A 14,935-nucleotide genomic window follows, 5' to 3' on the forward strand; every position below is an offset into this window, starting at 1 on the left:
ATGTCCGCCACCACTGATGTCACCGACCCCGCCGCGAGCGTGGCGCGGGAGACCACCGGAGACACCCGCCGCGGGCTCGACCTCGGTCGTTTCCGTGAGCTGTCCCTGGTCCCGGCGATCCTCGTCCTGGGCCTGATCGGCTTCATCGTCTCGCCGGCCTTCCTGACCGCCGACAACCTCATCGGTGTGGCCCAGCAGTCCACCGAACTGAGCCTGCTGGTCCTGGCCACCGCGCTGATCCTGATCTGCGGACGGATGGATCTGTCCCTGGAGTCAACGATCGGCGTGGCGCCCGTCATCGCCGTATGGCTGGTCCTGCCGACCAGCGGAGCCCGGTTCACGGGCCTCGGGCTGCTGCCCGAGTGGACGGCCGTGCCGCTCTGTCTGCTGGTGGGTGTGGTGATCGGAGCCGTCAACGGGTTCCTGATCCTGAAGCTGCGCCTCAACGGGTTCATCGTCACCCTCGGTATGCTGACCATGCTGCGCGGCCTCCAGGTCGCCCTCTCCGAGGGCCAGTCCATCGTGGAGCTGCCGTCCTCCTTCAGCTACCTGGGCAAGGCGTCGTGGCTGGGTGTCCCGGCCGCGATCTGGATCTGTGTGGTGCTGTTCGCCATCGGCGGCAGCGCGCTGGCCTGGCTGCGGCACGGCCGGGCGCTGTATGCGATCGGCGGCAACGCGGAGGCTGCCCGTACCGCCGGTATCCGGGTGGACCGGATCGTGTGGGCGGTGCTGATCCTCGGCAGTGTGCTGGCCGCGTTCGCCGGCATCCTCTACAGCGGCCACTACGGGTCGATCTCCGCGACCCAGGGCAGCGGCTGGATCTTCCAGGTCTTCGCCGCGACCGTCATCGGCGGCGTGAGCCTGAACGGCGGCAAGGGCTCGATCTTCGGCGCGCTCACCGGTGTGCTGACACTCCAGCTCGTCGTGAACGTCATGACGCTGGCGGGGGTGCCGCCGCTGTGGAACCAGTTCCTCAACGGCGCGATCATCATCGTCGCGCTGGTCATCTCCCGCTTCGCCTCGGGCGAGAAGCAGGAATAGCCCGGTACGAAGCAGGAGTAGCCCCGGTACAGGGAGGCACCTCGTGGCACTGACGGACGAGGCGATGGACAAGATCAAGGCGATGATCGTGGCCGGCGAGCTCGCGCCGGGCTCCCGCCTCCCCAAGGAGGAGATCCTCGCCGCGCAGCTCGGCCTGTCCCGCAGTTCGCTGCGGGAGGCCGTGCGGGCGCTGACCGCGATGCGGATCCTGGTGACCCGGCAGGGCGACGGCACCTACGTGTCCAGTCTGGAGCCCCATCTCCTGCTGGAGTCGCTCTCCTTCGCCTCGGACGTCTCCCAGGGGCAGACGGCCCTGCAACTGCTCCAGGTACGGCGGCTGCTGGAACCCCAGGCGACCGGGGTGGCCGCCGCCCTCCTCACCGCGGACGACCTGCGGGAACTCGGCGCCATCCTGGAGCGGTCGCGGGCCGCCGCCACGGTCGAGGAGTTCGTCGTCCATGACATCGCCTTCCATCTGCGGATCGTGGAGGCGGTCGGCAACCCGGTGCTGTCGATGCTGCTGCGGGTGCTCTCCACCCGCACCCAGCGGGCCCGCATCGTCCGGGGCACCCGCACCGAGCGGGCCGTGGAGCACGCCCACCGGGAACACGAGGAGATCCTCCGCGCCCTCCGGGCCCGAGACGCCGCGCTGGCGGTCTCCGCCGCGACGGTCCATGTCGCCGCCGTGGAGCAGTGGCTGGCGGCCGACCTCGTCGACGAGTTGGACCCCCTCTGCGCGATCGAGGGCTGACCACAGTCGGTCGATTGTCGGTGGCATGCAGATGGTGCGGACAGAAGCCTGCGCGCAGGCGGACGTGACCTGTCGATGCCGTCATGGTCGATCGGCGGTGATGTGGCTGAAGTTCGCCCGGTCGTCGTCCGATCCGACGGTTCCGCGACGGTCAACGGCCTCGCGAGCGAGCCGATGGACGGCTCTGTCCGGCGTCACCTGATGGAGCGGGCCGGTCGGGTGCTGATGTGGAGCAGATACTCCAGCGGTCCACGGCGGAACCATCGCGTCCAGGCGGTGGCGAGCAGCATCGCGGTCAGGCTGAAGAGGAGGAGGCCGACGAGGGCCGGACCGTTCTCCTCCTCCATGCCGAACCGCCGGATCGCGAGGATGTGCAGGACGTACGCGGTGAGGGCTGTCATACCGACCGCGCAGACAGGGGTGGCCAGGCGCCGGAGGCGCGGCAGTCGGTCCATGGCGGTGACGCACAGCGCCACGACGAGGAGCGCCACACCGGTGTTGCCGAGGATGGAGAAGGTCGTCTGGCTGTGCGGCGCGCCCACGAGGAGCCAGGCCGCCGGGGCGTCGTCGACGAGGTGACCGACGGTGTCGGACCACCAGGCCGAGGCGGCCGAATCGCCGTCCGTGGCGGCGGCGACGGTGGCTCGCGCGTGCGGGACGAGGCGGAGTGCCAGCCAGGAGCCGCCGTAGCCGAGTACGGCCAACACGCCGCCGGTGAGGGCGAGTTGGGCTCGGGTCGCGCTCCGGGTGAGATCGAGGCGGGCCACCGCCATGCCCGCGAGCAGGAACGGCATCCAGGTGAGCACGGGGTACTCGCCCGTGAACAGCAGTTCCACGAAGCCGTCCGTGCCGCTCATCCGGGCCAGCGGGTCCCGGGCGACGACCGTGTCCGCCCAGCTTCCCTCCTCGATCAACCGGCGGATCCCGTACAGGACTTGGGGCATGACGAGTGCGCCGACGGCGGCGACGACCGCGAGCGTCCGGGCCCGCAGCCGGTACAGCGGGAGGACGGCGAGGAAGGTCAGCCCGTAGAAGGCGAGGATCACGTCGACTTCGGTGTCGAGGGCGGTCAGGACGAATCCCAGGACGATCAGGACGACGGAACGGATGGCCATCCGGCCCACCGCCTGCCGTCCGGCGCGCCCGGTGCGCGGCTGCGGGCGGCCGGTGATCAGCACGAGGGAGAAGCCGGCGAGCAGCGCGAACAGCGCGGAGGAACGCCCCCGTGCCAGCTCCATGACGAAGCCCAGTGGCCCGCCGGCCGCCGGGTCCGGGCCGACGTGGGCGGCGTACATGCCGAAGACCGCGAGACCACGGGCCAGATCGATGCCCACCAGCCGCCCGGCCGCCGGCCCTCGGGAGACCGCGGCGGTGCGCCCCGCTTCGGTGGTGGCCGTGGTGGTGGCGGTGGTCGTAGTGGTGTCCGACTTGGACGACAGGTCCGACGACGTGTCAGGTGTCATGGACTTCAGAGTCGGGGGGCCGCGGGCAGGTGCCCATCCGGCGGGTGGCTGGAGGTTCCCCGCCGACCAGCCGGAGTCACCCCCGCCAGGTGACGGAAATCGGCACGAAAGGAACCCGCGGGAGGCCCCGGACGTCGTAAGGATCCAGTGACAAGTCCAGTGGTGGTCCGACGGCGAGCGGGGCACGGGTGATCCGGGTACTGGTGGTCGACGACGAAGCACTGATCCGTACGGGCTTCGAGCACATCCTCAACTCCGCGGACGACATCGACGTCGTGGCGGCGGTCCCCGGCGGCCGGGCGGTCCACGCGGTGCGGGAACTGCGTCCCGAGGTCGTCCTGCTGGACATCCGTATGCCGGACGTGGACGGGCTCACGGTCCTCGCGGAACTCCGCCGACTACCACGCCCTCCCGTGGTGGCCATGCTCACCACCTTCGACATGGACGAGTACGTGGCGGCCGCGCTGCGCTCGGGGGCCGCCGGTTTCCTGCTCAAGGACACCGACCCGGAGCAACTGCCTTGTCTCGTACGGATGTTGGCGGGCGGCGGGGTCGTGCTGTCGTCCCGGGTGACCCGTACCGTCGTGGACGGCTATCTGGACAACGGCCCCCGGGAGGCCGCCGTCCGGCTCGTCGACCGGCTGACCGAGCGCGAGCGCACCGTTCTCGTCCTCATCACCGAGGGGCTGTCCAACGCCGACATCGGTGACCGGATGCATCTGAGTACCGGGACGGTCAAGGACCATGTGAGCGCCCTGCTGACCAAGCTGGAGGTCGGCAGCCGTGTGCAGGCGGCCCTGCTGGCCGAGCGCGCGGGTCTGCTCAGGCCGTCACACTCCCCCGGCCGGGACGGGGAGGGCGCATGAGGTCCCCCGGCCGGACCCCGCACGCGCCGGTGGTGGACGCCGTGCTGGTGACGGTCTCGCTGGTGGACGTGTGGATCCATGACGTGGGCACCCATCACCCCCGGGAACTGGCCTCCGCCCTGCTCGCGGCCTTCGCGCTCGTCGTCCGCCGCAGGCTCCCGCTGCCGACCTTCCTGCTCACCCTGCCGACCGCACTGTTCACCGACGCGGTGTTCGCCACGCTGGTGGCGCTGTACACCCTCGCCTCACGCACCCACCATCGAGTACTGCTGGCCGTCTGCGCGCTGGGGTTCACGGTCTGCGACCTCACCTGGTGGTCGTGGCCGTCACCGGAGTTCGCCGACCTGTCCGACCGGCAGGCCCTGATCCCGCTCTCCTACAGCCTGGCGCAGGCGACCGCGCCCCTCTTCCTCGGGCAACTCGTCCAGGCCCGCAGGGAACTGTCCCTGCGTCTGGTCGAGGTGTCCGAGGCGCGTGAACACGAGCGGCTGCTGGTCGCGCAGAGCGTGCTGGCGAAGGAACGCGCCCAGCTCGCCCGGGAGATGCATGACGCCGTCTCCCACCAGGTCAGTCTGATCGCCGTCCGCGCCGGGGCGCTCCAGGTCGGCGGCCGGGACCCGGAGGCGAAGGAGGCCGCGGCCACGATACGGCTGCTCAGCGTGCAGACCCTGGACGAACTGCGGCACATGGTCGGCGTATTGCGCGCCTCCGGGAGCCGTCCCACCGAGCTGACCCCGCAGCCCTCCCTCGCCGACCTCGACCGGCTGGTCACCGGCAGCTGCATCGAGACCGACCTGTTGACGGACCTGCCCGCCGATCTCCCGCCGCCCGTGCAGCGCGCCGTCTACCGCACGGTCCAGGAAGCCCTGACCAACATCCGCAAGCACGCTCCCGGGGCCATGGCCACCATCCGCATCCGTCACCAGGACGGCACCGTCCGCGCGACCGTCACCAACACCGCGCCCGGCCGCCCGGCCCTCTCCCTGCCGGGCGCCCATCACGGCCTGATCGGCCTGCGCCAGCGAGCCGAACTCCTCGGCGGAACGGTGACGTCCAGGCACCTGAGGGACGGGGGCTACGAACTGCGTCTGGAGCTGCCGGTGGACGGCTCACACTGACCCGCTGAGAGCCGGCGCATCCGTAAGCATTTATCACAGCGCTGTTATATTAGCGCTGTGACATCTTCCGACCCCACGGCGCTGCCCGACCCCTGGCAGACGCTGCACGAGTTGTTGGCCGGCATGGACGCCGAGATCGAGCAGGTCTATGTGGAGCGCGGCATCGAGGGGGTGCGGCCGCGTTTCGCCTATCCGCTGATCCGGCTCGCCCACACCGGGCCACTGACCATCCGTGAACTCGCGGAGTCCCTGGGCCGCTCGCACTCCGCGATCAGCCAGACGATCGCCGCGATGCGCAAGGAGAATCTGGTCACCTCCGAGCCGGGGCCCGACGCCCGCACCCGGCGGATCGACCTGACCGAGCGGGGCCGGTCGCTGGTGCCGTTCCTGGAGGCCGAGTGGCGCGCCACCCACGCGACGGTCGCCGAACTGGACGCGGAGATCCCGTACGCGATGACCACCGTCGTCGAAGAGGTACGTCGGGCGCTGGAGCGCCGGTCCATGCGGCAGCGGATCCACGACCACCTCGTCGAGCCATCGCGAACGGAACACGACACTGCCGTCGAGCCGCCGCGATGAGGCGAGGGATCCGGTTCCTCGACACCCGCCCGCTGCGCGGCAGCCGGCCGTTCCGCGACCTGTGGATCAGTACGTCGGCATCCCAACTCGGCGGGCACATGGCCACCGTGGCGGTGCTGGCCCAGGTCTGGGATCTGACCGGCAGCCCGGTGGGCACCGGCGCCATCGGGCTCGCGACGGGCCTGCCGATCGTGCTGTTCGGGCTGTTCGGCGGCACCTTGGCCGACGCCGTCGACCGCGCCGCCCTGGTACGGGCCACCGCGGCGGGCCAGGTGCTGGCCGCCGTAGGGCTGTGCGCCCAGGCCCTCGCGGACAACCGGAGCGTGGTCCTGCTGCTCGCCCTGGTCGCCGTCGGCTCCGCCTGCAATGCGCTCGGCGCCCCCGCCCGGCGTACTTTCCCGGTCCGGCTGCTGCCGTCCGACCAGGTCGCGGCCGGTCTCGCGCTGACCAATGTCTCCTTCCAGGCGGCGATGCTGGCCGGGCCCGCGCTGGCCGGGCTGGTCATCGCCCGCTGGGACGTCTCCGCCGCCTACGCCGCACAGGCTCTGGCCGTGGCGGTGTCGCTGCTCGGGGTGATCCGGCTCCCTGCCATGAAGCCGGAGGGCACCGGCACCGGCGCGACGGCCGTCAGGCGCCGGCCGGAGCGCGGCGGCCGGCTGATCGTCCTGCGCCGCCCGACGCTGTGGGGCTCGATGGCCGCCGACCTGGCCGCGACCCTGCTCGCCATGCCGATCGCGCTCTTCCCGCTGGTCAACGAGGACCGCTTCGGCGGCGACCCGCGGACGCTCGGCCTGTTCCTCTCGGCCGTCGCGGTCGGGGGGATCACCGCCGGGCTGCTCTCCGGCACGGTCACGCGCCTGCGCCGTGGCGGCCTGGTGCAGCTGACCGCGGCCGGCGTCTGGGGCCTGGCGCTGGCCGGCTTCGGACTGGCCGGGCCGCTGTGGCTGGCGCTCGGCTGCCTGGCCGTGGCCGGCGCGGCCGACACCGTGTCCGTGGTCACCCGCAGTGCCCTGGTCCAGTTCGAGACCCCGGACGCGTACCGGGGGCGGGTCTCGTCCGTGGACCATGTCATCGGCGTCGCCGGCCCCGAACTGGGCAACTTCCGCGGTGGCCTGCTGGCGTCGGCCACCTCCGCGCCCTTCGCCCTGGTCGTCGGCGGCCTCACCGCCACCCTGGCGATCGCCGCCGTGGCCGCGGCCAACGCGCCGCTCCGCGCGTACCGCACGCCGTCCCCCGCACCGCCCACCGCCCCCGATCCGACCGTGCCCGAGCCGACCGTGGGTGCCGAGGTGTAGGTGCCGCCGGTGAGGCGCGCGGCGGGGACCGCGTCACACCGGGAGCTGAGGTCAACGAGTTGTGCCGAGCAACGAGGCGAGTGTCTCGGTGAAGGCGGTCTCCGAGTGGTCGGCGTGTTCGCGTAGCCGCGTGGCGACGGCGTCGGCTCCGCCGCCGTCCATGAGGTTGACGAGCCGGTCGATGCGGCGCTCGTGGGCTTCCGGGGTGTCGGGGAGGGTGGACAGGTAGAAGTCCGTCGCGTCGTAGGCCATGTGGAACACATGCTTCTTCACATCGCTCAGCGTCAGGTAGTCGTCGTGGGTCGTCGGGACCGGTTCGGGGGCGCCGAGACACACCACCGGGGTGCCGGCGCCCCACGCGTTGACACACAGGTGGTAGGTGTCCGTGATGACCAGTCGATAGCGGGAGAGGACTCCCCACAGGTCGCCGACGGTGTGGTCACCCGGGCGTGCCGCGATGTGGCTGGTCTCGGAAGGGATGTCCCGGTCGAACCAGGGAAGCCATTCGAGCGGCGCCCCGAGCCGGTCGGAAAGGCTGTCGCAGAAGGCGGGCAGCCATGTGGGGATCTTGGTACGGGCGCCCAGGAAGACGCCGATCGCCCCACCGTCCGGGACCTCTTGGGACCATTCCGTGGTCGGGAGGTGGTCGAGATCGCCCGGCCGGGACAGAAGCGCCGCGTCCGAACCGAAGTATTCGGTCATACGGTCCCCACGGAAGTGCGCGAGCTTCGCCGCCGAGAGCGGGTCACGCATCCAGACGCGGTGACTGCGCGTCATCAGGCGTGAGAACAGCGGCCCGTATTCCTTGTCCTCATAGTCGGACTGCGTGTTGTGCAGGATCGTTCCCCCATAGCTGAGGGTCCGTGAGAGGAGTTCGTCCGGCTGATCCGCGAACAACAGGGTTCGGTTCAGCAGGGCCCGGGCGGCGTCACGGTCCTCGGCGATACCGAAGTCGAGCAGGCGGTTCGTCGCGTCCTGCGCCAGATAGTGCCGTGTGTGAAGGAAGTCGCCCCAGAAGACGACCGCGTCGTGGTCGCGGAGCGCGTCGAGGTGCTCGGCCAACGGCCGGAAGCGGAACGGGAATTCGGTGCCCTGCGCACACTCACGCAGCCGCACGGTCTCCGGCGGATGAAGGGTGAACCAGCTGGCGTCGATCCCGTTGCCCATACGCCGTCGCAGGGACTCGAACGCCAAGTCGACCGTCAGCATGCCCGTGTTGCGGTACCCGATGTTCGGCGCGGTGATGACAGCGACGCGTGCCATGTACTCGTTCCCCCCGCGCCACCGTCGGCGCCGTCGACGTGTGACGCGGACCGTGATCCAACGTACACGTCGAGGCCGACCCGAAGTCGACCGGCCCCTGAGGCCAGTGACTCCCCCGAACGCGCCCACGCAGTGCGTGACCGGCACGGCCCCGGACACGAGGTCCGAGGCCGAAGGGCACGCTTCCCCAAGGGGGGAAACCTCGGGTCAGCGGAGGTCGGCGGTCAGTCGGTACCGGCCGGACGGCAGTCGGTACGAGGAAACCCCGTCGGAGTGGCCGAGGAGACGCACCCCGTCCACCCGTGCCAACGGGGTTCGGCCCTCGCGGACCGAATCGGCGGAGGCGGCCGGCAGGCGCAGGGTGGCCTCACTGTTCGCGGGGACGACCGCCTCGTACGCGAGGGTCCGGCCCCCGCCCTCGACCGCCCACTCGCTTCTGATCTCGCCGTACGGCGACTCGTACGAGGCCGCCACCTCTGTGATCCTTCCGGTGGGGTCGAGGTGCGGTCGCAGCAGAAAGCGCTTGAAGCCGGGGCCGTCCGGGTCGGGGGCGATGCCGGCCATGTACGCGTACATCCACTCCATGATCGCGCCGTAGGCGTAGTGATTGAAGGAGTTCATGCTGACCGGGCCGAACCCGTCGTCCTCGGAGTACGAGTTCCAGCGCTCCCAGACGGTGGTGGCACCGTTCCGCACGGAGAACAGCCAGGACGGCAGCTCGTTCTGGTGCAGCAGTCGGTACGCCAGGTCGGCGCGGCCCTCGTCGGTGAGGACGGGGGCGAGGACGTTGACGCCGAGGAAGCCGACGGACAGCGTGTTCTCGGCGTAGCGGAACCGGCTGCTGTTCGGGTGTGCGGCCTTGTAGGCGTCGTCGTTGCCGATGTTGTCGGCGAGGTGTCCGACGAGTGTGCGGCGCTGTGCCTCGGTCTCGTAGAAGCCGAGCTTGAGGGCCCAGAGCAGCGCGGTCTGGCTGTTGTCCTCGGTCTTCTGGTCGGGGTCGGCGCCCGGTTCGATCGGAGAGGCCTCGCCGAGGCTGGACCTGACCGTGACCGTGCCGCCCTCGGTGCTCAGGTACTTGGTGAGGAAGGCCTGCCTGATGTGTCCGAAGAGCCGGTCGTACGCCTCCCCCTCCGCCGTCCTGCCGATCGCGCGGGCCATCTGTGCCATCAGCCGGGTGCTGTAGCCGTAGTAGAGGTCGCTCATCAGCTGGGCGCTGGTCTTCTGTGGTGCCAGCCAGTCGCCGGTGAGGGAGCCCTGTCCGGCGTAGGTGTCGCCGGTCCGCTCCTGGATCCAGTCCAGGTAGCGGGTCATCGCCGGCCAGTTGTCCTTGACGATGGTCGCGTCACCGGTCATCTGCCACACGGTCCACGGCACGATGACACCGGCGTCGGCCCAACCGCTGCCGCCGCCGGGGAAGTTGAACCGGCCGGTGGGGGCGACCCCGGTGAACTGTGCCTTGTCCATGCCGTAGATGGTCTGGGAGTCGACGACCGTGTCCTGGAAGTGGCTGAGGAAGACACCGGCGTCCACGTTGTACAGACCGGTCGTGGCGAAGACCTGTGTGTCGCCGGTCCAGCCGAGGCGTTCGTCGCGCTGCGGGCAGTCGGTGGGCACCCAGAGGTAGTTGCCGCGCTGGCCCCAACGGATGTTGCCCGCCAGCCGGTTGACGTCGGGGTCGTTGGTGGTGACGGTGCCGATCTCGCGGATCGCGGACGTGGCGACCTTGCCGGTCAGGCCGGTGATCGTGATCGTGTCGGTCGCGGTGACGGAGACGTACCGGAAGCCGTAGAAGGTCAGGGAGTCCTGGTGGGTCTCGCCGTGCCGGTCGCCCTTCAGGACGTATGTGCTGGTGGCCTTGGCGCTGCGGAGGTTGGCCCGGTAGACGGAGCCCTCGGGGCCGTCCGCGCCGGCGCTGTCGTCGTTGAGCATCTCGCCGAACCTGAACTCGACCTTGGCGCCCGCCGGGCCGCGCAGGCTGTAGCGGGCCACACCCACCATGTTCTGGCCGAGGTCGTAGACAACGGTGTCGCCGCTGCCGAGCGTGACCGGGGCGGAGGCCGCCTTCGCGGGGTCGGTCACCGTACGGGCGGGGTCCACGACGATGCGCCCCCTGCCGCCCGGGCTGCCGTCCTGCCCGGTCACCCCGGTGGCGACGGTGATCGACTGCGGTCGACGGTCCCACTTCGGCATCAGGCGTGCGGTCTCGCCCGGATAGGCGAGCAGTCGCGCGTCCGGGAACGTGGCGTCGAAGGCCACTCGTTCCACGTCCGACCAGGTTGAGTCGTCGAATCCGTGCGACGTCCAGCCCGGCAGCTCCTCGCGCGCGTCGTAGGTCTGGCCGTCGTAGATGTCGTCGGCGCGGTAGGGGCCGGTGTCCGTGGCCTTCCAGCCATCGTCCGGAGTCGTGACGACCGTCCGCGCCGTACCGTCGGCGTACCGGATCAGCAGCTTGGCCTTGACGGCCAGGGCGTTGCCGTCCTCCGAGTAGTACGTACTGCCCTCGGAGATGCGGCCGTTGTACCAGCCGTTGCCCAGGACGACCGCGAGGGTGACGTCCGGCTCCCGCGTCACGAGGTCGGTGACGTCATACGTCATGTAGTTGACGCGCGCGTCGTAGTTCGTCGAGCCGGGGGGCAGCAGCTCGATCGTGGTGCCGCCGTCCTGCGGCACCGTCACATGGCGTCCGTTGACGTAGGCGTCGTACACGCCGAGGGCGGAGATGTAGAGCCGTGCCTCGCGGACCCGCTGCCGGTTCTTTCCGGCGCCGCCCTTCCTGAGTGCTTCCTCCTTGCGCAGCATCGGTGCGCCGGCCGAGTTGGGGGCCTTCCCCTTCATGCCGATCCACTGCGCGCCGTCCCATCCGGCCACTCCGTCGGTGCTCAGGAGGCCGGTCTCGAAGAAGGCGGGGGAAGCGGTGCCGACCGGGCGCCCTTCGGCGTCCCAGACGGTGACGGTCCAGTGGTAGCGGGTCGAGGCACGCAGCGGCTTGCCCGCGTAGCGGACGGCCACGGAATCGGCGGAGCGCACCCGGCCGCTGTTCCAGACGTCCGCGCGGGCGGCGGTCAGCTTCTCCGGCGAACTCGCCACGAGGATCTGGTACGCCCCTTGGCTCCGCCCCCGGCCCGCCGACCGCATGCGCCAGCCGAAGCGCGGTCGGGCGGCGTCCACGCCCAGGGGATCCGTGCGGTGTTCCGCGGTCAGCCCGGACACCCCGGCCTGCCGCTCACGGCGGGAGGACGACGCCCCGTGCGCGGTGCCTCCGCCGCCCAGGACGCCCGCCACTACCGGCACGGCGACCGCCGACGCGGCGAGCACGCTCCGACGGTGGACCGCTCTGCCGTTCCCGCCGGAGCTGTCGCCGCTCCCGACCTCACGGCCGGCGCCGTCCGCGTCGTGTTGTGCATTGCTCACACCTGTATCCCTTCGGTTTTCACATGGGTGTCGAGGGCGGTCAGGAGCCGGCCTTGTAGTCGGCGTCCATGTCGTCGAGGAGTTCCTCCGCCGTGGACTGACCGCTGAAGATCTCCTGGAGGCCGCTGAGCATGGTCTGTTGCACCTTGGCGTTGGGCCAGAGCTGGTCCATGAACGGCACCGTGCGGTCGGCCTCGACGAACTTCGACAGTTCGGCCAGTGACGGGTCGGCCGCGAAGCCGGTGTCGGGCAGGGTGGGCAGACCGCCCTGCTTCTTGACGAACAGGTTCATGCCCTCGGGCGACATGACGAAGTTCACGAACTTCAGGGCGAGTTCCTCGTTCTTCGTCTTGGCGTTGACTCCGTAGCCGCCGCCCGCCGCGGCCGGTATGAGGGTCTCGGCCGGGTCGTCGGTGGCGGGGAGAGCCCGGAGCGTGAAGGTGCCCTTCGGGTTCTTCTGCTTGAGGAGGGCGATCACCCAGTTGCCCTGGACGATGCCGAGCGTCCTGCCCGTGGCGGCGAGGCCCTGGCTGGCTTCGTAGGTGGTGCCCAGCGGGTTCTTCTGGAAGCAGCCGGTCTTCTCCATCGTCAGGTACTTGTCCAGGGCGGTGGTCCACGGCGACTTCGCGAAGGTGGCCTGGCCGGACTGCATCTTCTGGTCGAAGTTCCGGTCGTCGCCGTAGACGGTCGTGGCGACCAGTGCGTACAGGACGAGCTGGGTCACCCAGTTGTCCTGATTGCCGAGTGCGAAGGCGGGGGTTCCCTTGGCCTTCGCGGCCTTGCAGAAGTCCAGCAGTTCCGTCCAGGTGTCCGGCGGAGTGAGCCCCGCCTTCGCCATGGCCTGCTCGTTGTAGACGGCGCCGATGCCGTTCTGTCCGAAGAGCGCGGTGTATGTCTTCCCGTCGTACTGGGCGACGCTCTTGGTGGCGTCCGGCAGCTTGGCCGCCCAGGGCTGGTCCGAGAGATCCCGCAGATAGCCCGGCTCGGCCAGGACCTGGGTGGCGCCGGGATTGCCGTTGCCGGGCCAGACCGACATCACGTCGGGGCCGGTGCCCGAGGACAGCTGGGTCCGGATCTGCTGCTGGTACTGGTCGGCACCGCTGAGGGTGTAGCGGACCTTGACGCCCGGGTTGGCCTTCTCGAACGCCTTGACGACATCTTCGAGGGAGCCCTGGTCGAAGGAGGCGACCGTGAGGGTCTTGGAGTCGCCGCCGGAGTTCGCCTTGGTGCCGCCGCTGCAGGCGGCCAGCACCGCCACGGACGTCACCGCGGCGATCAGGGCGGGGAGTGCGCGTGTCTTCATGAGGTCCCCCTCGGGGAAGTGCCGTAGGACATGAGGGACGGGCAGGCGTCGTACGTCATCCGCGCAGCCCTCCCGCGAAGCCGTTGATGATGCTGCGCTGCAACAGGAAGTAGACGAGCAGGACGGGCAGGATGCTGATCACCAGCGCGGCGAAGATGAGGTTCCAGTCGGTGACGTACTGGCCGACGAAGCCCGCGATCGCGACCGGCATGGTCTGCTGGGCGCTGCCGCTGAGGTACAGCAGCGGGGTGAAGAAGTCGTTCCACACGGCGACCGCGTTGAGCACGAGGGCCGTCACCGTGACCGGTTTGAGCATCGGCAGGACCACGTACCGGAAGCTCTGCAGCGGGGTGCAGCCGTCGATCAGCGCCGCGTCCTCGAAGTCGCGGGGCAGGGCCCGCAGGAAACCGACGTAGAGGAAGACGGTGAACGGCACCTGCAGACCGGCGTAGAAGAGGACCAACGCCCACGGGGTGCCGAGCAGCCCCATGTCGCGCATGGTCTGGTACAGCGGCAGGGAGGCGAGCTGGAAGGGCAGGACGAGGCCCAGGAGGAACAGCAGATAGGTGCTCCGGGACCAGCGGGCCGTGACACGGGCCAGCGGGTAGGCCGCCAGCGACGAGACGGCCAGCACGACGACGACGCTGCAGGCCGTCACCAGCACGCTGTTGCCCAACGCCCCGCCGAGAGACCCCTGTTGCCAGGCCTGGGTGAAGTTGTCCAGGGTGGGCGAGGTGGTCGGGCTGATCGGTGACGAGGTGTCCGACGTCGGCCGCACGGCGAGGTTGACCAGGACGTACACCGGGAAGCCCACGACCAGGGCGATGGCGATCATCGCCAGTTCCAGCGCGAGGGTGCGGCCGCGGTAGCGGTTCACGAGGCGGCCCTCTCGTTGCGGGACAGCACCACGTACTGTCCGGACGAGACGACGGCCACGATGATCGTGAGTACGACCGCGAGCGCGATGCTGTAGCCGAACTCGCCGAGGGTGAAGGCGTCCTTGTAGATGAGCGTCGAGATGGTGTCGGTGGCGTGCCCGGGCCCGCCGCCCGTCAGCGCGTACACCTGGTCGAAGAGTTTGATTCCGCCGATGATCGACAGCATCAGGTTGATGGTGAGGGCCGGGGCGAGCAGTGGCCGCGTGACCGACCAGAAGCGCCGTACGGGGCCGGCCCCGTCGAGGGACGCCGCCTCGTGGACCTCCTGGGGCACCGACTGGAGCCCGGCCAGGAAGATGACCATCGAGTAGCCCGCGAACTGCCAGACGATCACCCCGACCACCGCCCACAGTGCGAGCCGTGGACTGCCCAGCCAGTCCTGCCGCAGTCCGTCCAGGCCCACCGCGCCCAACAGGCTGTTGACCGCGCCGTCCGGGCCGAGCAGGTTGCGCCAGAGGTAGGCGGTCACGATCGGGGTGATCACGGCCGGCGCGAACAGGAACACCCTGAGGATGTTGCGGGACCTGATGGCCGAGTTGACCCCGAGGGCCAACAGCAGGCCCAGCGCGTTCTGGATCACCGTGATCGACACGGCGATCAGCAGTGTGTGGCCGATGGCCTGCGTCGCGTCGGGATCCCTGAGCATCGCGGTGAAGTTGTCCAGGCCGACGAAGGAGAAGTGGGGGTCCAGACCGTCCCAGTCGGTGAAGGCGTAGTGGACACCGCGGACGCTCGGCACCAGGACGACGAAGGCGAACAGCAGCAGTGCGGGCAGCGCGAACCACCAGGGCGGGGTGGTACGCGCCTGTCGGACACGGGGAACCGGCCGCACGTTCGTGGGCCGGTCAAGGTCCGCGCGTCGCTCGTTCGACGTGAGGTTCACCGCCACACCTCCTTTCTTGAAACG

12 protein-coding genes are annotated in these 14,935 nt (G+C 70.1%); 6 read left to right on the top strand and 6 right to left on the bottom strand.

Features of this window, described 5'->3' with window-relative positions; translation table 11 throughout:
- Nucleotides 1-1,041, top strand: a complete 1,041-nt coding sequence (locus tag JIX55_RS05760; RefSeq protein ID WP_257562136.1) for an ABC transporter permease — start codon at nt 1-3, stop codon at nt 1,039-1,041.
- 43 nt (nt 1,042-1,084) lie between these two features.
- Nucleotides 1,085-1,792, top strand: coding sequence for a FadR/GntR family transcriptional regulator (locus JIX55_RS05765; RefSeq protein WP_257562137.1), 708 nt, complete (start codon nt 1,085-1,087; stop codon nt 1,790-1,792).
- A gap of 194 nt (nt 1,793-1,986) precedes the next feature.
- On the opposite strand, the gene JIX55_RS05770 is transcribed toward JIX55_RS05765, so the two are convergent.
- Nucleotides 1,987-3,255: a DUF418 domain-containing protein gene (locus JIX55_RS05770; protein WP_257562138.1), complete on the bottom strand. Its 1,269-nt coding sequence runs from the start codon at nt 3,253-3,255 to the stop codon at nt 1,987-1,989.
- 188 nt (nt 3,256-3,443) lie between these two features.
- Between JIX55_RS05770 and JIX55_RS05775 the strand changes: the two genes are divergently transcribed.
- Genes JIX55_RS05775 through JIX55_RS05790 form a run of 4 tightly spaced genes read left to right on the top strand, consistent with a single transcriptional unit; the run spans nt 3,444 to nt 7,113 of the window.
- Nucleotides 3,444-4,121 (top strand): response regulator, encoded by a 678-nt coding sequence (locus JIX55_RS05775; protein WP_257562139.1) that lies wholly within the window; start codon nt 3,444-3,446, stop codon nt 4,119-4,121.
- Nucleotides 4,118-5,239: a sensor histidine kinase gene (locus JIX55_RS05780; RefSeq protein WP_257562140.1), complete on the top strand. Its 1,122-nt coding sequence runs from the start codon at nt 4,118-4,120 to the stop codon at nt 5,237-5,239. Before JIX55_RS05775 ends, JIX55_RS05780 begins: the two co-directional genes overlap by 4 nt.
- Before the next feature lie 57 nt (nt 5,240-5,296).
- A complete protein-coding gene (locus JIX55_RS05785; protein WP_257562141.1) occupies nt 5,297-5,818 on the top strand; it encodes a MarR family winged helix-turn-helix transcriptional regulator in 522 nt (173 codons plus the stop codon).
- A complete protein-coding gene (locus JIX55_RS05790; RefSeq protein ID WP_257562142.1) occupies nt 5,815-7,113 on the top strand; it encodes an MFS transporter in 1,299 nt (432 codons plus the stop codon). Before JIX55_RS05785 ends, JIX55_RS05790 begins: the two co-directional genes overlap by 4 nt.
- Nucleotides 7,114-7,164: 51 nt before the next feature.
- On the opposite strand, the gene JIX55_RS05795 is transcribed toward JIX55_RS05790, so the two are convergent.
- From JIX55_RS05795 to JIX55_RS05815, 5 genes are all read right to left on the bottom strand, one after another.
- Nucleotides 7,165-8,376: a polysaccharide pyruvyl transferase family protein gene (locus JIX55_RS05795; protein WP_257562143.1), complete on the bottom strand. Its 1,212-nt coding sequence runs from the start codon at nt 8,374-8,376 to the stop codon at nt 7,165-7,167.
- A gap of 207 nt (nt 8,377-8,583) precedes the next feature.
- The gene (locus JIX55_RS05800) at nt 8,584-11,787 is read right to left on the bottom strand and encodes a family 78 glycoside hydrolase catalytic domain (protein ID WP_443046379.1); all 3,204 of its coding nucleotides are present in this window, start codon (nt 11,785-11,787) and stop codon (nt 8,584-8,586) included.
- A 40-nt stretch (nt 11,788-11,827) separates the two neighbouring features.
- Nucleotides 11,828-13,090 carry an ABC transporter substrate-binding protein gene (locus tag JIX55_RS05805; RefSeq protein ID WP_257562144.1) on the bottom strand — a complete coding sequence of 421 codons (1,263 nt, stop codon included), beginning with the start codon at nt 13,088-13,090 and terminating at the stop codon, nt 11,828-11,830.
- 55 nt (nt 13,091-13,145) lie between these two features.
- The gene (locus JIX55_RS05810) at nt 13,146-13,967 is read right to left on the bottom strand and encodes a carbohydrate ABC transporter permease (protein ID WP_257562145.1); all 822 of its coding nucleotides are present in this window, start codon (nt 13,965-13,967) and stop codon (nt 13,146-13,148) included.
- Nucleotides 13,964-14,911: a carbohydrate ABC transporter permease gene (locus tag JIX55_RS05815; protein WP_257562146.1), complete on the bottom strand. Its 948-nt coding sequence runs from the start codon at nt 14,909-14,911 to the stop codon at nt 13,964-13,966. The genes JIX55_RS05810 and JIX55_RS05815 overlap by 4 nt, the downstream gene beginning before the upstream one ends.
- Nucleotides 14,912-14,935: the final 24 nt, after the last annotated feature.

It is taken from the genome of Streptomyces sp. DSM 40750, assembly GCF_024612035.1.
In the GTDB taxonomy this organism is placed as follows: domain Bacteria; phylum Actinomycetota; class Actinomycetes; order Streptomycetales; family Streptomycetaceae; genus Streptomyces.